The following is a 21,361-nucleotide window of genomic DNA, read 5'->3' as shown; positions in this document are numbered from 1 at the left end:
GGCCGCCCGAGCCCGGAACACCGGACTCCACGGCCCCGATCGTTCGAGCGGGGCCGAAGGGAGCCGCAAGGCAATCGTCACTCTGGTCCAAGCTGAGGGAAGAAGCTGCCGCCGGCATGTTCGGCGGCCGTCTCGGCAAGGAGATCGCGCCACATGCGATATGGATCGCCGAAAACAGCTCGACCCAGATCCTTTTCGACGATTGCGGCGGCCAGGAACCTGAGTCCGTCGGGGATCGAAAGGGCGTTTTCCAGATAGAGGAGACGGACGCCGACAGCGTCGCGCCCCATGATCGTCATCGCCGCGGAAATTTCGATATTGTCGCGCCGGCCTTGTCCGGGGCCGCAGACGCCGACAAAACATTGCCGCCAATGATCCGGGTCGCTCTCGTCCTTCAATGCCTGGAATCCGCCCGTCAGCGAGTCGAAGCAGGCTTGGCCCACGGCCCTGATGATCTCTTCGAGCTGCGGATTGACTCGCTTGAGCGCCGCCGGAAACTGGTCAGCCGTCGCCTCCTGGCCCGAACGCCATGCGTCGGAAAGCGTCTTCAGTTCGGTAAGGACCGCATGCGCCGGCATCGCCAATTCGGCTGGCAATTCGGCTGAAACCCTCTCGATTGCCTCGCCGAGCGCTGCGTTCAGCTGCATCGCCGCCTTTGACGAGGCGTCGTCCCGATTGCGCAGCAACAGGCCCCAGGCCCCATGAGCGCCGAGCACCGCATGCATCAATCCCTTGATCTTCGGCAGCAGTTCCGCCGGCGGGTAGGATTTCGTCACCTGGCCGTATTCGACGCGCCAGATTTCGCCGGTTCCAATCAGGGTGAGCGCCGCCAGCGGAGTTTCCGCCAGAAGTTGGTCCCGATTGGCGCCATACAGCGATCGGAAAGTCATGTTCAGATTGGCGACAGTATCGGGAACGGCGTCTTCCCGAGGCGTTCCCGGACACGTCTCCACCGGGCCAGCATCCATGAAAAGCTCCTGCCGCATTCAAATTCGGGCGAGATATTGGCTCCCTCCCGCGTTCGCGATGGATGGCCCGCCGCAAGGATTAGGAATTGACCGGATAACTCGTCATGAGCGACGCTCTGAAACGACGGTCCGATCGCGCGTGCGGGGAGTCGACGCTGGGACTATGCGCCCAGCGTCGTGAGGCGAAAAGGAAGTTTTTAGAAGAACAGGCCGAGGCATCCGCCCGCCAGACCGCCGACGACGGCGGCGGCGATCGTATTCTGCAGGCCCCCGAGCGCCGCAGCCGCAAGGCCGCCCAGGATGACGGCGCCAACGCCGGCCATCATATAGGTTGTCGAGGTGATTTCGAGTTCTTTGCCAGCCATAAACGTTACTCCTCTTTGGATCGGTGGATCGGTGAGTTCGCTTTAGGCGCTGTCGCCCTCCCTCACAGGGGACGACGCGTCACTTTGACGCAGGGAAAGGCTAGCACGAATCAACCCTGTGTCCAGCCAAATCTGGATCCCCGGAAAGCGGACCTCGGGCCAGGCGGTGGCATCAAACACGGGCGGCCTGGCTCGCGTCCTGCGCCTGTTCTATTGAGGCGCCGGTTCTTCGCGCGCCAGCGCCCGGACGAGCTCCGACACGGAGGGCAGGGGCGCGCCCGAAAATGCGCCAGATATAGACTTCGCCATCATCGCCAGCCTTTGGCTCGCGCCATTTGGAGCAACGCGCCCATGACCCGTGTCCACAACGTCGAAGGCACAGCTTTCATCGTCGCCGAGTTTCGCGACGACGAAAACAGAGAAGCTTCCCCCCTGTACCGGGACCCGTACGTCCGGCTTTTCCTCGACGAAGAAACAAGGAAGGCTGCGGATTGCATTTCCGCCTCCTTCCCGCCTGTCAGAAACAATGTGCGGCTGAGAACGCGTTACCTGGACGATCAGCTCGACATGCAGCTCAAGCGCGGATGCAGGCAAGTCGTCCTTCTCGGAGCGGGTCTCGACACCAGAGCCCAAAGGAAGGCTGCGCCGAATGTCGCCTATTTCGAAATCGACGATGGCGAGACCCTGGCCTTCAAGAAGGCGAAGCTCGAGGAGAGCGGAATCACTCCCGGCGCGACCTTCATCGCGGGAAACTATGTCGAGGCGGGGCTCGGAGACCTCCTGCGGCCGCAGGGGTTCGATTTCGATCGCCACGCTCACTTCATCTGGGAAGGAAACACCATGTATCTTTCACAGGAAGCGATCGTCCAGGTCCTGACACAGATGCGGCGAGAGATAAGAAGCTGCTCGGTGTCTTTCGATTATGTCGCCGAAGAGCTGATCGCGAAAAAAACCGGAGAGCCAGAGGTGACGGAGATCGCCGAGAGGTTCGCGGCCATCGGCGCCCCGTGGATCTCCGGTGTGAACGACCTCGGAGCCCTGGCCGCCACATGCGGGATGAGGGTCGCCGACAAGGCAAGGTTCGCCGATCTTTATCGCGCCTATTGGCCAGGCAGGAAAACGGACTCGGTCATGTACGATTATTATTCCATTTGCACGCTGGACTCTTCCGCGCAGGCGTGAGAAGCGCGCGTGTCGCGCTGCGCTGCGCCTCGCTTCCGGGAGGCAGGATGAAGGTCGCGGATCGCGCCTCGTCCTGTCTCAGATCTGGCGTCGGCTGATCGGTTCGCGCCGGATCGGCGCCGATCCTCACACGCCCTCCGGCCGCCCCACCATCGCCACGAGCAGCTTCCCGTCTCCGAGCAGCTTTCTGGCCGCGCGTTTGCAGTCTTCCAGGCCCACGGCGGCGATCCGGCCGTTCCTTTCGTCGAGATAGCTCGGCTCGAAGCCGTCCATCTGGAGGTGAACGAGCTGGCTCGCGATCTTGGTCGAGGTGTCGAAGCGCAGCGCATAGGAGCCGATGAGGAATTTCTTGGCCTTGTCGAGTTCGTCCTCGGTCGGCCCTTCTTCCGCAAAGCGGCGCGCCTCTTCCTCGATCACGCGCAAGGCTTCTCCCGCGCGCTCGTTTCTGGTCGCTGCGGCGCCGATCAGCATCGGGCACTGGTCATATTCGTTGAGCTGCGCGTAAACGCTGTAGGCCATGCCGCGCTTCTCGCGCACTTCCTTGAACAGCCGCGCCGTGAAGCTGCCGCCGCCGAAGATGTGATTGGCGACCACCACGGCGAAATAATCCGGATCGCGCTTGGTGACGCCGGTGCGGCCGAAGCGGATCGTCGTCTGCGGCACGTCGAGCGTGACGATGTGGCGCGAGCCCTCGCCGGCGATGGTCGTCGGCGCGATCTCGATCAGATCATTGACCATGGCGAAGGCGCCGAAGGTCGCATCGAGGCGATCCGAGAGCGTCTGCGCGTCGATCGCGCCAACCACGGCGATCTTGAGATCCTTGCGGGCGAAGAGGCGCTCGCGCATCGCGATGAGGTCGGTGCGCGACAGCGTCTCGATCGAGGAGAGGTCGCCGCGCACCGGGCGCCCATAGGGATGTCCGGGAAAGGCCGCCTCGCGGAAGGCCTTCGCGGCCATGGCGTCGGGATCGTTGGCGTCGCGCTTCAACTCGGCGACGAGCTGGCTGCGCACCCGCGCCACATCCGGCTCGGCGAGATGCGCCTCGGTGAGCGCCAGTTTCAGAAGTTCGAAGGCCTTGTCGGCGTTCTTCGACAGGGTTTGCAGATGGCCCGAGATCGAGTCGCGGTCGGCGCCGAAACCCAGGTGGATCGCAAGCTCGTCGATGGCGCGGTGAAAGCCGCGCGCGTCATAGGGGCCCGCGCCTTCGTCGAGCACAGAGGCGAGCAGCGTGGCGAGGCCCGGCTTGTCGGCCGGGTCCTGCGCGGCGCCGCCCCGCATCGAGAACTCGAGCGCGACGAGCGGCACCGCGTAGCTCTCGACCAGCCAGGCGGTGATCCCGCCGGGCGTGACGACCTTCTGCACATGCTCGGCGCGGGAGGCCATGGAAACGGCGGGGGCGTGGGCGGTCATGAGGCTTCCTGTGGCGTTCCTGGAAATAAATCGGGCCGGCGGCGGCGCCGGCCCCTTGGCGTTCGGGCGTCAGGCGTCGGCCGGCAGAAGAAAACCGGTCACGGCGCGGCGCTTGTCGAGCCATTTGCGCGCCGCGGCGGTCACGTCGGCGGCCGTCACCGCCTCCATGCGCGCGGGCCAGGCGGCCACATCCTCGATGGTGAGCCCTGTCGCCAGCGCCTCGCCATACCAGCGGGCGAGAGAGGCCTGGCTGTCCTGCGCGTAAATGGCGTCGGCGACGAGTCGCGTCCGGGCGCGCCGCAGGTGCTCCTCGTCGATCGGCTGCTCCATGAACCGCGCGAGCACGCGGTCGATCGCTTCGTCGAGCTCCTCGAGCGACACGCCCGACGCCGGCGTCGCATAGACCCAGAGCCGCGTGTCGTCGACGGCCGAGCCGAGATAATAGGCGCCCGCGCCCACGGCGTATTTCTCCTCGACGACCAGAGTCTCATAGAGCGCGCTGGTCGCGCCGCCGCCGAGCATGTGGGCGAGCGTCTCGAGCGCCTCGGCCTCGCCGGGCGCGGCGGTCTTGTAGGAGGGAACAAGGAAGACCCGCTCATGGGCGGGCTGCTCCACCTTCTCGTCGCAGAGCGAGACCAGGCGATGCGCGCGATGCGGCGGCTCCTTGGTCCGGTTGCGCCGCGGCGGCTCGGAGCGGGCCGGGATCCGGCCGTAGGTCTCCCGAGCGAGACGCGCGACCTCTTCGGCGTCGATGTCGCCCGCGACGATGAGGATTGCATTCTCCGGCGTGTAGAAGCGGTCGTAATAGGCGAGCGCGTCTTCGCGATTGAGGCTCTCGATCTCGTGATTCCAGCCGATGATGGGCGTGCCATAGGGGTGATGGGCGTAGAGCGCCGCCTGCACCGCCTCGTCGAGCTGGGCGGAGGGGTCGTTGTCGGTGCGCATGCGACGCTCTTCCAGCACCACGTCGCGCTCCGGCGCGACCACCTCGTCGGTCAGCACGAGATTGGTCATGCGGTCGGCCTCGAACTGCATCAGCGTGCCGAGGTGCTCCTTGCCGATCCGCTGGAAATAGGCCGTGTAGTCATAGCTCGTGAAGGCGTTTTCCTGGCCGCCCAGTTCCGCCACGAGATTGGAGAATTCGCCCTGCGGATGGCTCTTCGTGCCCTTGAACATCAGATGTTCGAGGAAATGGGCGATCCCGGACTTCCCGATCGGGTCGTCGGCCGAGCCGTTCTTGTACCAGATCATATGGGTGACGACGGGCGTACGGGCGTCAGGGATGACCACCACCTCGAGACCGTTGTCGAGCCTGAAATGCGAAACCTCGGCGCCGGCGTGCGCCGAACCGCCGGCCGCGCCCGGGGTGAGCGAGACGGTCGGCGGCAGGGTGGAAAACGACATGGACGGGCCTTTCTGGCGGCGCCCGGCCGCCCGAACCAAAAACCTCGTCACTATATAGGCCGAAATCCCCGCGGCCGGAACTCAATCCTTGTCCTTGTCCGGATCCTTGAGAACGAAGCGCGGCATGCGGAACCAGGAATCGGACTCGCCGCTCGACTGGCCGCCGGATTGCTTGGCCTGCTGCGCGGGGGTCGTCGCGCCCGGCTGCGCCACCGGATCCTTGTCGTCCTTATTGCCGAAATAGCCGAGAGGGTTCCACCAGCTCGACTTCTTCGCCTCCGCATCAGGAACCTTGTTGAGGTCCATCGACGGGCGGCGGTAGCCCGACGGCGGCTCCGTGAGCATGCGACGGCTCGGCTCTTCCGACGAAAGAGCGACGTCGGACCGCTTCTTGAGCAGCACGCGCTGGAAGAAGCCGGGTTCGTCGTCCGTGCCGGGCGCGGCGTCGGGCCGGGGGCCGCGCATGCGTTCGAGGAGCCCCGGCTTTTTCTCCGGCGGGGGCGCGTTGGGAACGCGCGCGTAACGGTCCGTGCTCCGGTTGCGATTGGTCGTCGTGTCGCTCGGCCAGTCGGCCGGGCGGTCGACCTTGTCGCGCGGCGCCGGCAACTCGCCGATCTTGGGCGGCAGCACGAGCTTCGGACGCTCGCGGTAATCGATGGAGGCGGCGGTCGGGTCCGACGAATAGCCGAAAAGCTCCATGACTGCGCTGACGGTGGATTTGTCGTCGGCCGCCCTGGCCGCCCCGCCGCAGACCGCCACGAGGCCAGCCAGCGCGAAAGCGGCGCGGCGCCGGGATCGTGCGAGCTTCATCATTCGAACTCCTTGGCCAAAACGAAGACATTGGGCGGACGCTGGGCGCGCGTTTGCCTGGCCGCCTGTCAAAAAAGCACCATGAGCGCGCCTTGGTGGCGATTTAGTGGCGAAACCCTTCAGGCTGCGCTTTCGGCCGGGGGCGGCGGCGGGAAAATGCTCTCGAAGAGAAGCAGCGCCACCCCGGCCGTAATGGCGACGTCCGCCACGTTGAAGACGTAGTTGGCGAGCGGCCCGACGGGAAGCGTCGTGTGCAGGTAGAAGAAATCGGCCACCGCTCCGCGCGCGACCCGATCGAGCGCATTGCCCAGCGCGCCTCCGACGACGAGCCCGAGCGCGAGCGCCGTCAGGCGGCTTCGGGCGCGCCACATCCAGGCGAGAAGGACGGCGACGATGACCGCCTGTCCGGCGAGCAGCAGCGCCCGGCCGGCGCCCTCGTGGGCGGGAAAGAGCGAATAGGAAACGCCGTAGTTCCAGGAGAGCGTCACGTCGAGAAAGGGCGCGAGCGTCACCGGCGGCCGGGACTCGATGCCGAAGACATGCAACATCCAGAACTTGTGGGTCTGATCGACGAGAGCGGCGATGAAGGCGGCGGCGAGGCCGGTGGCGCGGGGGGAAGCGGAAAAGGACAAGGGCTCATTCTCTGGCGCGGGCGTTGGCGGGCATTCTAGCCCCTGCCGGGCCCGCCGGGCTAGCCATCCGGAGCAGCTTCAATCTTGACATCGGGCCCCGCCCAACATATCTGCGTGTCGCTGCTGGCACTCGTCGAAAGAGAGTGCCAACAATTTCGCTTATGGCTTGCGACGGGCGGAGGCTTTCGTCCGAAGCGCAGAAAAGGAAGACATTGCAATGGCGTTCCGTCCCCTGCACGACCGGATCGTGGTCAAGCGCATTGAAGGCGAGGAAAAGACCAAGGGCGGGATCATCATCCCCGACACCGCCAAGGAAAAGCCCCAGGAGGGCAAAGTGGTTGCGGTTGGCCCTGGCGGCCGCGACGAGAGCGGCAAGCTCGTTCCCCTCGACGTCAAGGCCGGCGACCGCGTCCTGTTCGGCAAGTGGTCCGGCACCGAGGTCAAGATCGACGGCGAAGACCTGTTGATCATGAAGGAAAGCGACATCCTGGGCATCGTCGAATAACTCGGCCCCGCCCTCAACGCTTTCTAATCCCCCATTCAGGAGTTTCACATGGCTGCCAAAGACGTCCGTTTCTCCACCGACGCCCGTGACCGCATTCTGCGCGGCGTCGACATTCTCGCCAACGCCGTGAAGGTCACGCTGGGTCCCAAGGGCCGCAACGTCGTGATCGAGAAGAGCTTCGGCGCGCCGCGCATCACCAAGGACGGCGTGACCGTCGCCAAGGAGATCGAGCTCGCCGACAAGTTCGAGAACCTCGGCGCCCAGCTCGTCCGTGAGGTCGCCTCCAAGCAGAACGACACCGCCGGCGACGGCACCACGACCGCGACCGTTCTCGCCGCCGCGATCGCCAAGGAAGGCTCGAAGGCCGTCGCCGCCGGCCTCAACCCGATGGATCTGAAGCGCGGCATCGACCTCGCCGTCGACGCCATCGTCGCCGACCTCAAGACGCACTCGAAGAAGGTCACCTCCAACGACGAGATCGCCCAGGTCGGCACCATCTCGGCGAATGGCGACCGCTTCATCGGCGAAGAGATCGCCAAGGCGATGCAGAAGGTCGGCAATGAGGGTGTGATCACGGTCGAGGAGGCCAAGAGCCTCGAGACCGAGACCGACATCGTCGAGGGCATGCAGTTCGATCGCGGCTATCTCTCGCCCTACTTCATCACCAACGCCGAGAAGATGATCGCCGAGCTCGACGACGCTTACATTCTCATCCACGAGAAGAAGCTGTCGACGCTGCAGCCGCTGCTGCCGATCCTCGAGGCCGTCGTCCAGACCGGCAAGCCGCTCGTCATCGTCGCCGAGGACATCGAGGGCGAGGCGCTCGCCACGCTCGTCGTCAACAAGCTGCGCGGCGGTCTGAAGATCGCGGCCGTGAAGGCGCCGGGCTTCGGCGACCGCCGCAAGGCCATGCTCGAGGACATTGCGATCCTCACCGGCGGCCAGATGATCGCCGAGGACCTCGGCATCAAGCTCGAGAACGTGACGCTTCCCATGCTCGGCCGCGCCAAGCGCGTGCGCATCGAGAAGGAGAACACCACGATCATCGACGGCGCCGGCGACAAGAAGGACATCGAGGCCCGTATCTCCCAGATCAAGGGCCAGATCGAGGAGACGACCTCGGACTACGACCGTGAGAAGCTCCAGGAGCGTCTCGCCAAGCTCGCGGGCGGCGTCGCGGTGATCCGCGTCGGCGGCGCGACGGAAGTCGAGGTGAAGGAGAAGAAGGATCGCGTCGACGACGCCCTCAACGCCACCCGCGCGGCGGTCGAGGAAGGCGTGTCGCCGGGCGGCGGCGTCGCTCTGCTGCGCGCCATCTCGGTGCTCGACGGCGTCAAGGTCGCCAACTCCGACCAGAAGACCGGCGTCGAGATCGTGCGCAAGGCGATCCAGGCTCCGGCCCGCCAGATCGTCGACAACGCCGGCGGCGACGGCGCGGTCGTGGTCGGCAAGCTGCTCGAGTCGAAGGACTACGGCTTCGGCTTCGACGCCCAGAAGGGCGAGTATGGCGATCTGATCAAGCTCGGCATCATCGACCCGACCAAGGTCGTGCGCACCGCGCTGCAGGACGCCGCGTCGATCGCCGGCCTGATCGTCACCACCGAGGCGACGATCACCGAGGCGCCGAAGAAGGAAACCGCGCCGGCGATGCCGGCGGGCGGCATGGGCGGCATGGACTTCTAAGTCCAAAGCCTCTCCAAACGTTTCGAAGCCCCGGAGAAATCCGGGGCTTTTTTCGTGGGGCCGAGGCGCTCCCGGCGCCGTCCGCATCAGCGACGAAAACGCGCGGCGGCGGGCGTTGCGGGATGGGCGCCGCTCGGTTAGCATCGGCCCTGCGCGCGGCGGTTCTGTTCGCGCGTTCAAACCTCGAGATCGGGAGACCAAGAGATGGCGAGCACTCGCGGGTCGGCGTCCACGGACGCGGACTGGGCCGAACATATGAAAACCTATAACGGCTTCCTGTGGCTGCTGAAATTTTCCGCGGCGGCCTCGGCGGTGACATTGCTCGGCCTCTTCCTCCTCTTCGCGCGGTAAACGCCAATCGCCCCTCACGCCTAGCCGTCAGGGGCCACCATGACGGCGACGGTTTTCGTTTTCAAAACCGGAGTTCGTCATGCGCATCGCCGTATTGGCCGAAACGGACAAAGCAGAGCCGCGTGTCGCGGCGACGCCAGAAACCGTCAAGAAATTCATCAGTCTCGGCGCAGAGGTCGCAGTCCAGTCGGGGGCCGGCGCCGGGGCTGGCTTTTCCGATGAGGACTATGCCGCCGCCGGCGCGACCATCGCGCCGAACGCCGCCGCGGCGCTCGCGGGCGCCGATATCGTGCTGCGCGTGCGGCGTCCGGCCGCCGCCGAACTCGCCGGCGCCAAGCCCAATCTCGCCGTCATCTGCATCATGGATCCCTTCGGGAACGAGGCCGCGCTCGCCGATCTCGCCCGCGCCGGGGCCATTTCCTTCGCCATGGAGTTCATGCCGCGCATCACCCGCGCGCAATCCATGGACGTTCTCTCCTCCCAGGCCAATCTCGCGGGCTATCGCGCGGTGATCGACGCTGCGGCCGAATATGGCCGCTCCTTCCCCATGATGATGACGGCGGCCGGCACCGTGCCCGCCGCCAAGGTCTTCATCATGGGCGTCGGCGTCGCGGGCCTTCAGGCCATCGCCACGGCGCGCCGCCTCGGCGCCATCGTCACGGCGACCGACGTGCGCCCGGCGACGAAGGAGCAGGTCGAATCGCTCGGCGCGAAATTCCTCGCCGTCGAGAACGAGGAGTTCCAGCAGGCGCAGACGGCCGGCGGCTACGCCAAGGAAATGTCGAAGGAGTATCAGGCGGCGCAGGCGCAACTGACCGCGAGTCACATCGCCAAGCAGGATGTCGTCATCACCACGGCGCTCATTCCAGGGCGTCCGGCGCCGCGCCTCGTCTCCGCCGACATGGTCCGCTCCATGCGCGCAGGCTCGGTCATCGTCGATCTCGCCGCCGAGCGCGGCGGCAATTGCGAATTGACGCGCCCCGGCGAGACCGTCGTCGAAAATGGCGTGAAGATTGTCGGCGCGCTCAATCTGCCGGGCCGGATGGCCCCGACGGCCTCGAGCCTCTACGCGAGAAACCTCCTCGCTTTCGTCGAGACGCTGATCTCGAAGGAGACAAAGCAGCTCGCCATCAATTGGGACGACGAACTCGTGAAAGCGACCGCGCTCACGCGCGACGGCGTCGTCGCCGACGAACGTTTCAAGAAGGCCTGAACCTCGAAACATCCATAAATCACGAGAGGCGTCGAACCATGACCGACTCTACGCAGCAATTGCTCGAAAAGGCGCGGGCCGCGGCCGAGGCCGCGAAACAGCTCGCCGATCAGGCGCAGCATTATTCCGAGGAGATCGCGCAGACGGCCGCCGCCGCCGCCTCGCATGGGCTGGGCGGCGGCGCCATCGACCCGGTCGTCTTTCGCCTCGCCATCTTCGCCCTCGCCGTCTTCGTCGGCTATTACGTCGTCTGGTCCGTGACCCCGGCGCTGCATACGCCGCTGATGTCCGTCACCAACGCCATTTCCTCCGTCATCGTGGTCGGCGCGCTTCTCTCGGTGGGCGTCGAAGCGGCGAGCGTCACGGACAGCGGCTCCGACTGGGCGCGATGGCTCGGCTTCATCGCCCTCGTGCTCGCTTGCGTGAACATCTTCGGCGGCTTCCTCGTCACCGAACGCATGCTCGCCATGTACAAGAAGAAGGGCTGACCGCCATGAGCGCGAATATCGCAGCCCTTCTCTATCTCGTCGCCGGCGTGCTGTTCATTCTGGCGCTGCGCGGCCTCTCCTCGCCAGCGACCTCACGCGAGGGCAACCGCTATGGCATGATCGGCATGGCGGTCGCCGTGGCGACGACGCTGCTCCTGCATCTGCCGCCCTTCGCGGGGCTCGTGCTGATCCTGATCGGCGCGGGGGCGGGCGGCGGCGTCGGCGCCTATGTGGCGCAGCGCGTGCCGATGACGGCGATGCCGGAGCTCGTCGCCTTCTTCCATTCGCTCGTCGGCCTCGCCGCCGTGCTGGTGGCGGGCAGCGCCTTTTTCGCGCCGCACGCCTTCGGCATCGGCGCGCCGGGCCATATCGAGGGCGGAAGCCTCTTCGAGATGTCGCTTGGCGCCTCGATCGGCGCGATCACCTTCACCGGCTCGATCATCGCCTTTCTGAAGCTCTCCGAGCGCATGAGCGGCAAGCCGATCCTGCTTCCCGAGCGCCACACGATCAACATCCTGCTCGGCGTGAGCCTGCTGGCGCTGATCCTGCTCTTCGTGACGACGGAATCGGGCTTCTGGCTGCTGTTGCTGATCCTCGTCTCCTTCATGCTCGGCGTCACGCTCATCATTCCGATCGGCGGCGCCGACATGCCGGTCGTCGTCTCCATGCTCAACTCCTATTCGGGCTGGGCGGCGGCGGGCATCGGCTTCACGCTCGGCAATCTGGCGCTGATCATCACGGGCGCGCTGGTCGGCTCGTCGGGCGCGATCCTCTCCTACATCATGTGCAAGGGCATGAACCGCAGCTTCATTTCCGTCATCCTCGGCGGCTTCGGCGGAGAGACGGTTGTCGGAGGCGGCGCCAAGGAGACGCGCAACGTCAAGCAGGGCTCGGCAGAAGACGCCGCCTATATCATGCAGAACGCCGGCAAGATCATCATCGTGCCGGGTTACGGCATGGCGGTGGCGCAGGCGCAGCACGCGCTGCGCGAAATGGCCGACCTTCTCAAAAAGGAGGGCGTCGAGGTCAGCTATGCGATCCACCCTGTCGCGGGCCGCATGCCGGGCCACATGAACGTGCTGCTCGCCGAAGCCAATGTTCCTTATGACGAGGTCTTCGAACTCGAGGACATCAATTCGGAATTCGGCCAGGCGGACGTGGCCTTCGTCATCGGCGCCAATGACGTGACCAATCCGGCGGCGAAGACCGACAAATCCTCGGCGATCTACGGCATGCCGATTCTCGATGTGGAGAAGGCGAAGACTGTTCTCTTCCTCAAGCGCGGCATGGGCTCCGGCTATGCGGGCGTGGAGAACGAACTCTTCTTCCGCCCCAATACGATGATGCTCTTCGGCGACGCCAAGAAGACCGTCGAGGCCATCGTCAAGGCGCTGTCGCACTAGAGAAAGAACGTTCCGCGCAAAAACAAAGGCCCGGGAGTTTTGCTCCCGGGCCTTTTTTATCGAGCCTCGGCGGCTCAATCCCAGTTGAAGGCCACCGGTTGGAACCAGCTCGCAACATCCGGCAGGCCGGCCTCGTCGCCCGTGAAGAAGATGCCGGGGGCGCCCTTCTTGTCCCGTCCATATTCATATTTCGCGGCGAAATAATAGGTGCGCTGCGGGAAGGGATGGAACAGGAAATATTTGTAGTTGTTGACGTTGTCGATGCCGAAGTCGAAGGAGAACCGGTCGCTCCATTTGTAGTTGATCTTGGTGTCGACGACGAAGAAGGGATCGAAGGCGAAATAGATCCCATAGGCGCGGTCGTTGTTGGCCATGGTGCGCCACAGCTTGCTCTGATAGCGCCCCGCGACCGTGAAGGACCAGCGATCGTCCGGCCGATAGGTGAGCGCGAGCGTGCCGCGCCAGTTCGGCACGTTGGGCACGTTCTTGCCGGCGACCGAGGTCGCCCAGGGAAGTTCGGCGTTGGCGGCGGTCGGGATCCAGGTCGGATTGGCGATGATGCGCGAGTTCAGCCAGGTCGCGCTGCCCAGAACCTCGAGCCCACGCAGAAGGACATTGTCCTTCTGGAACGCCACCTCGACGCCGCTGTTGCGAATGCGCTGCACATTGGTCGGCGTGGTGGCCTGAATCGCCGTGCCAGGGACGAGCGTCACCTGGCTGATGATGGCGTCGCGGGTCTGCTCGTCGAACAGGGAGACGCGCGCCGTGCCGTCCTTGCCGATCTTGCGTTCGAAGGCGAGCTCGGAGCTGATCACGTTTTCGGGGCGCAGATTGGGATTGGGGTTGGTCACCTGTCCGGTGTTCGTGAGCGTCGTCAGATTATAAAGCTCACGAACGGTCGGGAAGCGGTTGGCCATGCCGATCGAGCCCCTGACGGTCCAGTGATCGTCGTAGAAATATTCGAGCGAGCCCTTGGGCGAGAAGCGCGTGCTGTACTGGTTGGGCTGATAGATTGGCAGCCTCGTGCTGACCGCGCCGGTCAAAGCGGTGCCGAAGGCGTTGGTGTTGGCGCCCTGATTATAGCCGTTTGAAGCCTGCCACACCTCGCCGCGGATGCCCGCCGTGAATTTGAGATTGTCGCGCAGCATCATCGCGTCCTGCGTCCAGAGCGCCTGCGTGCGCGTCGTGCCCTGCGCGATCGAGGCGGCGGTTCCCGTGTTAGCGGCGAGCCCCGACGCCCAATTGTAGGTCAGCCAAACCGGGTTGTTGAGATGAAACTGGTCGCCGTGGACGCCGAAGCTGATGTCGTGGCCCTGCAACGGACCTTCCGGGGGACGCGCGATGCCCTTGGCGTCGAAGAGGGTCCAATAAGTGCCGGTAAAGACCGAGTCGCGGCCGTTGAGCGTATAGCCGGCCGGCGGCGTCGCCGAGAAGGGCGAGACCTGGTCGGACTGTAGGTAGGTGAAGTTCGACGCCGAAATCTCGAAGTCGAAAGGTCCGCCGCTATTCGATTTGATCGCGGCGGCGTTGACCATGATCTTTTCCTGCACCCGGTAATAGGCGCTGGCGAAGTTCTGCAGCACGGACGTGCCCAGAAAATTGGTCGTCGGCCCCCAATTGGCGCCATAGCCCGGAACCAGGAAGTTTTCCGGATAGGAGGCGCCGTCATTGGACCAGAAGGCGAAGGTATAAGTGCCCCGGATCGTATTGGTGAAGTCGTAGGCAAGCTTGAGCTTGGCGTTGACCTGATCGTTGTTGAGATTGCCGCCAGAGCCCAGCACGTTCGCGAAGGTTGTGCCGTAGACATTGCTCATGATGTATGAGCCGGGGATCAGCGACGGCGTCGTCGTATAGGTCAGCGGCTGCTGCGAGCCGCGCTGCCAGTTGCCGGAGACCGTGTAGGAGAAATCGCCGATCCTGTTGCCGACGAACATGCTCGTCACATTGTTGACGAGGCTCTTGTTCGTGCCCCAGAGCGAGAAGTCCTGCACCGACACGGTGTCCTTGACGGAGACTTCGAGCTTCTCCGGCATGCGCGTCGTGATTTTCAGCACGCCGCCCATGGAGTTGCCGGGATATTGCGCGGCGAAGGGGCCGTAGAGGAAGTCGACGCGGTCGATTTCCTCGGGCGCGACGAGGCCCCAGCGCGGGGCGCCGATGGTGTTGTCGTTGCCGATGAGCGCCGTGAGCAGAAGATCGTCCGCATAGACGAGGCTGCGCGCCGAGGAGGCGACGCCCCAGGTGCGGGTCTGGAGCACCGCCTGGGTGTCGCCGTTGTTGCGTTTGCGCACGAAGAGGCTCGGCATGTAGCGCACGGCGTCTTCCGTATCGACGATATTGACCTGACGCTCGATCTGCTGGCGCGTGACGCTCGCGACCGTATTGGGAAGCTGCCATTTTTCGACGAAGGCGGGGCGGCCGTCGGGGAGCGTCGGCGACCAGCGCGAGACGACCGGCGAGGGCGCGACCGGCGCCGCCGGCTCCGGGCTGACGACGGCGGGCTGGGCGACGGCCGGGCCTGCCGGGCGCGCCGGTCCGCGATGAGCGGCGGCGCGGCGCTGGCCGCCGACGTCGATGGTCGGCAGGGTATGGGTCGCCATGGCGGGCGTGAGAACGACGAAAGACAATGCGCCGGCGGAAACGCCGCGCAACAGGAAATGACGGGACATTTTACTGGAATCCTTCCTCGGGCGTCGCCGGGCGACGCGTCTGATCCGGCGCTTTTGCGCCTTGTGTTTCGGGAGTCAGACCGTGGAAGGGGGCGCGCGCGCGGGCGCGTTCAGATTGAAGAGGAAGCGCGGCTCGGGAACATCCCGCTCGACGAAGGCGACGCGCCAGTGGAAACGGATCGCCTGGGCGGAGAAATGCGGCGGCTCGGCCCCGATGATGCTGAAGCTCAGCTGGCAGAGCGAGCAGGAGCCGTGATCATGCGCGAGCGGCGCGCCGGCGGGGGCGTTTTCGACTGGAAAGGTCGCCGCATCTTGCGTCTGCACGGCCACGATTTGCCGATTGCAGAAGACATGATCGTCGCGCGCCGCCGCCGCGCCCCAGAAGGACGCGCCGAGCTGCGTCAGCAAGGCGACGCAGACAATCAGCGATGCGAGCAATCTTCTCCGCATGAGACGCGCTCAATTCAGATCCAAGCATAAGCCACACACGTAACGGCGGGCATGGTAACTGTGGTCCTGGATCATCGAATGACTAATACAGGATTACGGTTACGCACAGCGTCAACCTCGCGTAAGGTTACAGTCGTTACAAGCCGCCCCGCGTTGTCAAAAATGAAAAAATCACTTAAGAGACTTTTATGTCACAGTTGCGCCACATCAGCCGGAGCGTCCGCGCCGTGATCGCGATCATCGCGGCCTTTGCGCTGATGTTCAGCGTGTCGGCGTCCGGGGCGGCGGCGGCCGACGCAACAGACATCGTCCTGAAAAACAACAGCTCCGCGAGCGCCGGACTTTTCGCCTGCTTCAAGCGGCACATGACGCAACGCGCGGATTCGGGCGCCGAGAAAACGACGCAGGAGCAGGGTCCGGCGAAGCATCATTGCCCCTGTTGCCTTGCCGCGCATTCGGCGGCGGCCGTTCTGCCGCCACGGCTCGCGACGCCGGCGGCGCCTCTTCGCGCGCCGATTCGTTTCTGCCTTCTCGCGGCGACGGCGCATGAGCCGGAAAGCGTCGCCTTTCACGCCGCCCACGGCGCGCGCGCGCCGCCCGTCTAATTTGGAAGCCTTCCGATCGGCGCGCTGTTGTGCTGGCCCAGCGGGCGCATACGGTTACAATGCCGGTCAGAGACGCCTTTCGCGTCCCGTTCATACTGAAAATCAAAGGAAGACGCCTGCTGTCGCATCCTAGCGCGCGCGTCTCGATAGAAGAACGAGTAAGTTCCATGGATCATACGTCGCTTTCCCCGCTCGCCATGTTTCTCAACGCCGGCCCTGTCGGCAAGGTCGTCATGGCGTCGCTGCTGCTCGCCTCGATCTGGACCTGGGTGCTGATCGTCGAGGCCACCACCGCCGTCCTGCGCATCGGAAAGGCGGCGCGTGAGGCGCGCGCCGGCCGGCCGATCGGCGTGCTCGAGCCGGTCGCCGAGGCGGGCCGCGAGGCTTTCGCCCTCGACATTCCCGACGAGACCGTGGGCGACAAGCGCGAACGCGTCGCCGAAAACATGAGCCGCGCGGCGCGCGAGTTTCTCACCAAGGCGGAAGGCGGCCTGCCCAATCTCGCCGTGATCTCTTCCGTCGCGCCCTTCGTCGGCCTCTTCGGAACGGTGTGGGGCATCATGACGAGCTTCGCGGGCATCGCCCAGTCGCAGGACACGAGCCTCGCGGTGGTCGCGCCCGGCATCGCGGAGGCGCTTGCCGCCACGGCCTATGGCCTCGCCGCCGCCATTCCGGCCTCGGTCGGCTACAACCGCATCGGCGCCTCCTTCGCCCGCGCCGGCCAGCAGGTCGCCCATTACATCGAGGACGAGGCGCTGCGCATGACGAGCATCGGCGCGGCCAATCGCGCCCGCTCGCAGAAGGAGGCCGCATAAATGGGCCTCCCCACGCGCTTCAAGAACAATAACGACCTCTATCAGCCGCTCGCCGACATCAACGTCACGCCGCTCGTCGACGTGATGCTGGTGCTACTCATCATCTTCATGGTGACGGCGCCGCTGCTCGCCAAGGGCGTGAAGGTCAATCTGCCGCAAGCCAGCGCGGCGCAGCCGATCAATCAGAAGGACCCGATCGTCGTCACCGTCGGCAAGGACGGCAAGGTCTCGCTCGGCGCCGATCCGGTCTCCGAGGACGCGCTGATCGACGGCATCCGCGCCATGATGGGCGACGACCACACGCGCGTCGTGCATGTGCGCGGCGACACCGAGGCGGTCTATGGCGAAGTCGTCGCGGTCATGGACAAGCTCGCGACCAATGGCATCACCCATATCGCGATCATGACCAACTCGCGCAGCAAGACCGGCCCGTCCGTCAAATCCGCCGCGCCGGCTGCGGCCCCTGCCCCTGCGGGAGGAGCGGCGAAATGACCGATTTCGCTCTGTCGCCCGGGCTTGCCGGCAAGCGGGATCAGGAGCCGGCGGGTCCTCCGCCGGTCAACCCGCCCTGGCTGCGCCCCGTCGCCACCACCGCGATCGTCGCGGTCCATCTCGCCGTCTTCGCCGCCTTCCTCTTCGCGCCCGCGCCGAAGTCGATCTCGCTCGACTCCCTCACAATGGACCTGGTGCAGGAAGGCGACTTCATCGAGCAGGAAGAGGTGAGCGCCGCCGAGGACACGCCGCCCCCTGTCGCGGTCGAGCAGCCAGAACTCGCACTGCCGCCGCCGGTGGTGATGGCCCCTGACGCCATTCCGCTCGCCATGAAGAAAGAGGACGTCGAAAAGACCGAGCGCAAGCAGGAAGAGCAGAAACAGGTCGAGCGCGCCGAACAGCGGCGCGAGGCGCAGGCGCGGCGCCGCGCCGGCGCGCCCGACGCCGGCGGCGGCTCGGGGGCCTCCCAGGCGTCCTGCCTCGCCCATGTGGCGGCCTCGCTGCGGCAGCACACGCCGGGCTCGACGAGCCTCGGCCCCGGCACCGCCCATGTGACCTTCCAGGTCAATGCGGGCGGCGGCATTTCGGGGGTCTCGGCCTCCGGCTCGACGCCGGCCCATGCGGCGCTGGCGCGGCGGATCGTCTCCTCGTCGCGCGGGCCCGGAAACTGCGGCTCGGCTTTCGTGAGCCAGGCTTTCGCCTTTCACTAGACGTTTCGGCGGCGGGCCTCGATGAGCCCGCCGTCGTTCTTTTCGACGGAAAGCAGAACCCATGAACGCCATCACCCGCTGGCGCGTCGCGCTTTTGTGCGCGCTCGCCTTTGGCGGCGTGGCGCGCGCCGAGCCACAAAAACCGGCGCCACCCGCGACCGCGCCCAAACCCGCCGCAGCCTCGGCGCCCGCCGCAGCCCCGGCCCCCACCTCGGCCCAGCCCCCCGCTCCCGCGCCGTCTGCGGCGCAAAAGCCCGCGCAGCCACCGCAGCCGCAGGCGGCGCCGGGCGGCATGTCGGAGAGCAAATATCTCAGCCTGCTCTATGCCGAGATCGCCCGGCATACGCCGGAGGACAACGCCGCCGGTCCGGGCGAAGTGGCGGCGAGCTTCATCGTGGGGCCTGCCGGCAGGGTCACCAAGGTGACGATCGACCGGACCTCGAGCCCCGCCCATGCCGAGATCGTGAAGAAAATTCTATCCCAGGTCGTGACCCCGCCGCCTCCCGGCGGCTCGATGGATGTGGGCCAGACTTTCAAATTCCGCTGAAAAAAGAATCTCAAGGGAGAACGCCAGTGTTTCTTTCCCGCCTCCTTCTCGCCCGCCTCCTTCTCGCCGGCGCGGCTGCGATCGGCGCCACGGGCCTCGCGCTTGCCGAAGAACCCGCCGCCGCGTCCGGCGCCGCCCCGGCTCCCGCGGCCGACGCCAAATCCGCGCCCGCCGCGGCGCCGATGAGCCATCACGCCGCGCCCGCCTGCAGCGAGCCGAAACCGGCCTGCGCCATGACCGCCAATCCCGCCTTCGACAAGAAGGGGACGCTCTGGGTCGCCTTCGCGGTCGGCAAATCGGTCTATGTCGCGAGCTCCACCGACGGCGGCAAGAGCTTTTCGGCGCCGGCGACCGTCGCGACGATCGGCGACGGCGTCGTCGACTCGCATGGCGACGCGCGCCCCAAGATCGTCCCGCTCGCGGACGGGTCGCTGCTCGCAAGTTACACGACACGGCCCGACAAGCAGATGATCGGCACGATCTTCACGGCGCGCTCGACAGACGGCGGCAAGAGCTTCTCCGCGCCGCAGCCGATGCTGACCGAAGGCGGCCAGCGCTTCGAGACCTTCGTCGTGACGCCGAAGGGCCGCATTTATGCGGGCTGGCTGGACAAGACCAATCTCCTCAAGGCCAAGGCCGAGGGCAAGGAATTCGAAGGCAGCGGCGTCGCCTTCGGCTGGTCGGATGACCAGGGCCAGACTTTCGAGGGCAAGAAGATCCTGCTCGATCACGCCTGCGAATGCTGCCGCATGTCCTCGGCGCTCGATCGCGACGGCCTGCCGGTGTTCATGTGGCGGCAGGTGTTCGAGGGCAATGTCCGCGATCATTACGCCGCGAAACTCTCCGCCGACGGTAAGACTCTGTCGGGCGGGCGCGTTTCCGACGACGATTGGGCGATCAATTCCTGCCCGCATCACGGACCCGGCCTCGCCATCGACGCCAATGGCGTCTGGCACGCCGTCTGGTTCACCAAGGGCAAGAAGCGCCAGGGCCTCTTCTACGCGCAAAGCGCCGACGGCGGCAAAAGCTTCTCGGCGCCCGAGAAATTCGGCGACGACGCCAAGGCGCCGGGCCATCCCGTCGCCATCGCCGTCAAGGGCCGCCTCTATCGCGTCTGGAAGGAGTTCGACGGAACCGCGACGACCATCGCGATGCAGATGTCGCGCGACGGCGGCAAGAGCTGGAGCGCGCCAAAAGTCATTGCCGAGACCGCCGACGCCTCGGATCATCCCGAGCTCGTCGCCGACAAAAAGACCGCCTATCTCTCCTGGGTCACGCACAAGGAGGGCTATCGTCTGCTGCCGCTCCCGCGCGACGAAAAGAGCGCCGCGAAATGAGGCGAGTCATCCACGGATTGGCGCTCGCCGTGACGGCGCTTCTTGCGCTCGGCGCGCCGGGGGCGTCGGCGCTCGACTTCAGGCCCTATGGCCGCGGCGCCTTTGCGCAAATCGCGAAGGCCCATGCGGGCCGGCCGCTCATCATCCATTTCTGGTCGGTGACCTGCCCGCCCTGCCTCGCCGAACTGCCGCAATGGGCCAGAATGCTCGAGGCGCAGAAGGGCGTCGACATCCTCTTCGTGAATACGGACGGCGAGGAGGACCGCGCCCGCGCCGAAGCCCGGCTGGAGAAGGCCGGGCTCGGCAAGGCGACGCATTACGGTTTCTCCGACGATTTCGTGGAGAAGCTCTATTTCGAAGCGGATTCGTCCTGGCGCGGCGAACTGCCCTTCACCGCGCTCGTCTCCCCCGACGGCAAGGTGACGGCGGTGACCGGCGCCGTCGACGACCCGCTCGTCGTCAGCTGGCTGGAGAAGCGCGCCAGATAGCGCGCTTTCCTCACCGCGTCGCGCCGGGCTTCCACAAAACGTCGCCCGTCTCTCGGTTCACGAAGCGCGAGGCGACGAAGAGGAAATCCGAGAGGCGGTTCACATAGGCCAGCGCGGTCGGCGACAGATCCTCGCCCTCCGTCTCCATCAGAGTCACCATCACGCGCTCGGCGCGGCGGCAGATGGTGCGCGCCATGTGCAGATGCGCGGCGGCCGCCGTGCCGCCGGGCAGCACGAAAGAGCGCAGCGGCGCGAGATCGCCGTTGAGCGCGTCGATCTCCTTTTCCAGACGCTCCACCTGGGTGGGCAGGATCGCAAGCCGCATGGCGGGGTCGAGCGGCTTTTCCGGATCGTTGGGCGTCGCGAGTTCGGCGCCGAGATCGAAGAGATCGTTCTGGATGCGCTCGAGCATCTGGTCGAGCGGGGCGTCGCGCGGTTCGATCGCGAGGCGCGCGACGCCGATCGCGGCGTTGGTCTCGTCGATCGCGCCATAGGCCTCGACGCGAATGTCGTCCTTGCGCCGGCGCGCGCCGGTCGCGAGTGAGGTCGCACCCTTGTCGCCGCCACGGGTGTAAATTCTGTCGAGCTTGACCACGTCGTCAATGTCCCCGGAAGTAAAGCACCGTCAGCGCGATGGCGAGCGCCAGAAATTGCAGGCCGACGCGCCAGCGCATGAGCGTCTGCGAACGTTGCGGCGCGCCCTCGCCGCCGCGAAACATGTTGAAGAAGCCCGCGAGCAGCACGAGAAACACAGCCGCCGCGGCGATGAACACCAAAAGATTGGACATTGCGCCCCCTTGACGAGCCGCTTGCGGCGCCGGGCTCCCCATTGTT

At 65.8% G+C, this 21,361-nt stretch carries 24 protein-coding genes; 14 read left to right on the top strand and 10 right to left on the bottom strand.

Annotated elements, in window-relative coordinates; translation table 11 throughout:
* Positions 1-77: 77 nt before the first annotated feature.
* Positions 78-968: a hypothetical protein gene (locus WOC76_RS02875; protein WP_341104002.1), complete on the bottom strand. Its 891-nt coding sequence runs from the start codon at positions 966-968 to the stop codon at positions 78-80.
* A 197-nt stretch (positions 969-1,165) separates the two neighbouring features.
* On the bottom strand, positions 1,166-1,333 hold the full coding sequence (locus WOC76_RS02870) for a hypothetical protein (protein WP_341104003.1): 168 nt from the start codon (positions 1,331-1,333) through the stop codon (positions 1,166-1,168).
* 351 nt (positions 1,334-1,684) lie between these two features.
* Between WOC76_RS02870 and WOC76_RS02865 the strand changes: the two genes are divergently transcribed.
* Positions 1,685-2,515: a class I SAM-dependent methyltransferase gene (locus tag WOC76_RS02865; protein WP_341431263.1), complete on the top strand. Its 831-nt coding sequence runs from the start codon at positions 1,685-1,687 to the stop codon at positions 2,513-2,515.
* Positions 2,516-2,641: 126 nt separating this feature from the next.
* On the opposite strand, the gene WOC76_RS02860 is transcribed toward WOC76_RS02865, so the two are convergent.
* From WOC76_RS02860 to lspA, 4 genes are all read right to left on the bottom strand, one after another.
* Positions 2,642-3,925, bottom strand: a complete 1,284-nt coding sequence (locus tag WOC76_RS02860; protein ID WP_341104005.1) for a M16 family metallopeptidase — start codon at positions 3,923-3,925, stop codon at positions 2,642-2,644.
* A 69-nt stretch (positions 3,926-3,994) separates the two neighbouring features.
* Positions 3,995-5,329, bottom strand: a complete 1,335-nt coding sequence (locus WOC76_RS02855; protein ID WP_341104007.1) for a M16 family metallopeptidase — start codon at positions 5,327-5,329, stop codon at positions 3,995-3,997.
* An 81-nt stretch (positions 5,330-5,410) separates the two neighbouring features.
* A complete protein-coding gene (locus WOC76_RS02850; protein WP_341431262.1) occupies positions 5,411-6,139 on the bottom strand; it encodes a hypothetical protein in 729 nt (242 codons plus the stop codon).
* A gap of 119 nt (positions 6,140-6,258) precedes the next feature.
* The gene (gene lspA / locus WOC76_RS02845) at positions 6,259-6,771 is read right to left on the bottom strand and encodes a signal peptidase II (RefSeq protein ID WP_341431261.1); all 513 of its coding nucleotides are present in this window, start codon (positions 6,769-6,771) and stop codon (positions 6,259-6,261) included.
* A gap of 217 nt (positions 6,772-6,988) precedes the next feature.
* Here lspA and groES point away from each other — a divergent pair, with 217 nt between their 5' ends.
* The 6 genes from groES to WOC76_RS02815 all read left to right on the top strand — a co-directional run bounded on the left by groES (position 6,989) and on the right by WOC76_RS02815 (position 12,414).
* Positions 6,989-7,276: a co-chaperone GroES gene (gene groES, locus WOC76_RS02840; protein WP_341104010.1), complete on the top strand. Its 288-nt coding sequence runs from the start codon at positions 6,989-6,991 to the stop codon at positions 7,274-7,276.
* Between the two features lie 48 nt (positions 7,277-7,324).
* Positions 7,325-8,959, top strand: coding sequence for a chaperonin GroEL (gene groL / locus WOC76_RS02835; RefSeq protein ID WP_341104012.1), 1,635 nt, complete (start codon positions 7,325-7,327; stop codon positions 8,957-8,959).
* A gap of 204 nt (positions 8,960-9,163) precedes the next feature.
* Positions 9,164-9,310, top strand: coding sequence for an aa3-type cytochrome c oxidase subunit IV (locus WOC76_RS02830; protein WP_341104013.1), 147 nt, complete (start codon positions 9,164-9,166; stop codon positions 9,308-9,310).
* Between the two features lie 79 nt (positions 9,311-9,389).
* The gene (locus WOC76_RS02825; protein ID WP_341104015.1) at positions 9,390-10,523 is read left to right on the top strand and encodes a Re/Si-specific NAD(P)(+) transhydrogenase subunit alpha; all 1,134 of its coding nucleotides are present in this window, start codon (positions 9,390-9,392) and stop codon (positions 10,521-10,523) included.
* 38 nt (positions 10,524-10,561) lie between these two features.
* A complete protein-coding gene (locus WOC76_RS02820; RefSeq protein ID WP_341104016.1) occupies positions 10,562-11,011 on the top strand; it encodes a proton-translocating transhydrogenase family protein in 450 nt (149 codons plus the stop codon).
* A 5-nt stretch (positions 11,012-11,016) separates the two neighbouring features.
* Entirely contained in the window at positions 11,017-12,414 is a 1,398-nt protein-coding gene (locus WOC76_RS02815) for an NAD(P)(+) transhydrogenase (Re/Si-specific) subunit beta (protein ID WP_341104018.1), read from the top strand.
* A 74-nt stretch (positions 12,415-12,488) separates the two neighbouring features.
* Here WOC76_RS02815 and WOC76_RS02810 read toward each other — a convergent pair whose 3' ends face one another.
* Entirely contained in the window at positions 12,489-15,083 is a 2,595-nt protein-coding gene (locus tag WOC76_RS02810; RefSeq protein ID WP_341104019.1) for a TonB-dependent receptor, read from the bottom strand.
* 75 nt (positions 15,084-15,158) lie between these two features.
* Positions 15,159-15,533, bottom strand: coding sequence for a hypothetical protein (locus tag WOC76_RS02805; RefSeq protein ID WP_341389575.1), 375 nt, complete (start codon positions 15,531-15,533; stop codon positions 15,159-15,161).
* A gap of 188 nt (positions 15,534-15,721) precedes the next feature.
* Between WOC76_RS02805 and WOC76_RS02800 the strand changes: the two genes are divergently transcribed.
* The 7 genes from WOC76_RS02800 to WOC76_RS02770 all read left to right on the top strand — a co-directional run bounded on the left by WOC76_RS02800 (position 15,722) and on the right by WOC76_RS02770 (position 20,527).
* A complete protein-coding gene (locus tag WOC76_RS02800; protein ID WP_341104025.1) occupies positions 15,722-16,138 on the top strand; it encodes a DUF2946 family protein in 417 nt (138 codons plus the stop codon).
* 167 nt (positions 16,139-16,305) lie between these two features.
* Positions 16,306-16,953, top strand: a complete 648-nt coding sequence (locus WOC76_RS02795; RefSeq protein WP_341104026.1) for a MotA/TolQ/ExbB proton channel family protein — start codon at positions 16,306-16,308, stop codon at positions 16,951-16,953.
* The gene (locus WOC76_RS02790; RefSeq protein WP_341431260.1) at positions 16,954-17,445 is read left to right on the top strand and encodes an ExbD/TolR family protein; all 492 of its coding nucleotides are present in this window, start codon (positions 16,954-16,956) and stop codon (positions 17,443-17,445) included.
* Entirely contained in the window at positions 17,442-18,155 is a 714-nt protein-coding gene (locus WOC76_RS02785) for an energy transducer TonB (RefSeq protein ID WP_341104028.1), read from the top strand. Before WOC76_RS02790 ends, WOC76_RS02785 begins: the two co-directional genes overlap by 4 nt.
* Positions 18,156-18,216: 61 nt before the next feature.
* On the top strand, positions 18,217-18,702 hold the full coding sequence (locus WOC76_RS02780) for an energy transducer TonB (protein ID WP_341431259.1): 486 nt from the start codon (positions 18,217-18,219) through the stop codon (positions 18,700-18,702).
* Positions 18,703-18,728: 26 nt separating this feature from the next.
* Positions 18,729-20,039, top strand: coding sequence for a sialidase family protein (locus WOC76_RS02775; protein WP_341104032.1), 1,311 nt, complete (start codon positions 18,729-18,731; stop codon positions 20,037-20,039).
* Positions 20,036-20,527 (top strand): TlpA family protein disulfide reductase, encoded by a 492-nt coding sequence (locus WOC76_RS02770; protein WP_341104034.1) that lies wholly within the window; start codon positions 20,036-20,038, stop codon positions 20,525-20,527. The genes WOC76_RS02775 and WOC76_RS02770 overlap by 4 nt, the downstream gene beginning before the upstream one ends.
* Positions 20,528-20,537: 10 nt before the next feature.
* Here WOC76_RS02770 and WOC76_RS02765 read toward each other — a convergent pair whose 3' ends face one another.
* Both WOC76_RS02765 and WOC76_RS02760 read right to left on the bottom strand, forming a co-directional pair.
* Entirely contained in the window at positions 20,538-21,122 is a 585-nt protein-coding gene (locus WOC76_RS02765; protein ID WP_341104036.1) for a cob(I)yrinic acid a,c-diamide adenosyltransferase, read from the bottom strand.
* A 4-nt stretch (positions 21,123-21,126) separates the two neighbouring features.
* Positions 21,127-21,315 carry a twin transmembrane helix small protein gene (locus tag WOC76_RS02760; protein ID WP_341104038.1) on the bottom strand — a complete coding sequence of 63 codons (189 nt, stop codon included), beginning with the start codon at positions 21,313-21,315 and terminating at the stop codon, positions 21,127-21,129.
* Positions 21,316-21,361: the final 46 nt, after the last annotated feature.

This window comes from Methylocystis sp. IM3 (genome assembly GCF_038070105.1).
Taxonomy (GTDB): Bacteria; Pseudomonadota; Alphaproteobacteria; order Rhizobiales; family Beijerinckiaceae; genus Methylocystis.
Note: the sequence above shows the minus strand (reverse complement) of the source record. Positions and strands in the feature narration are given on the sequence as shown.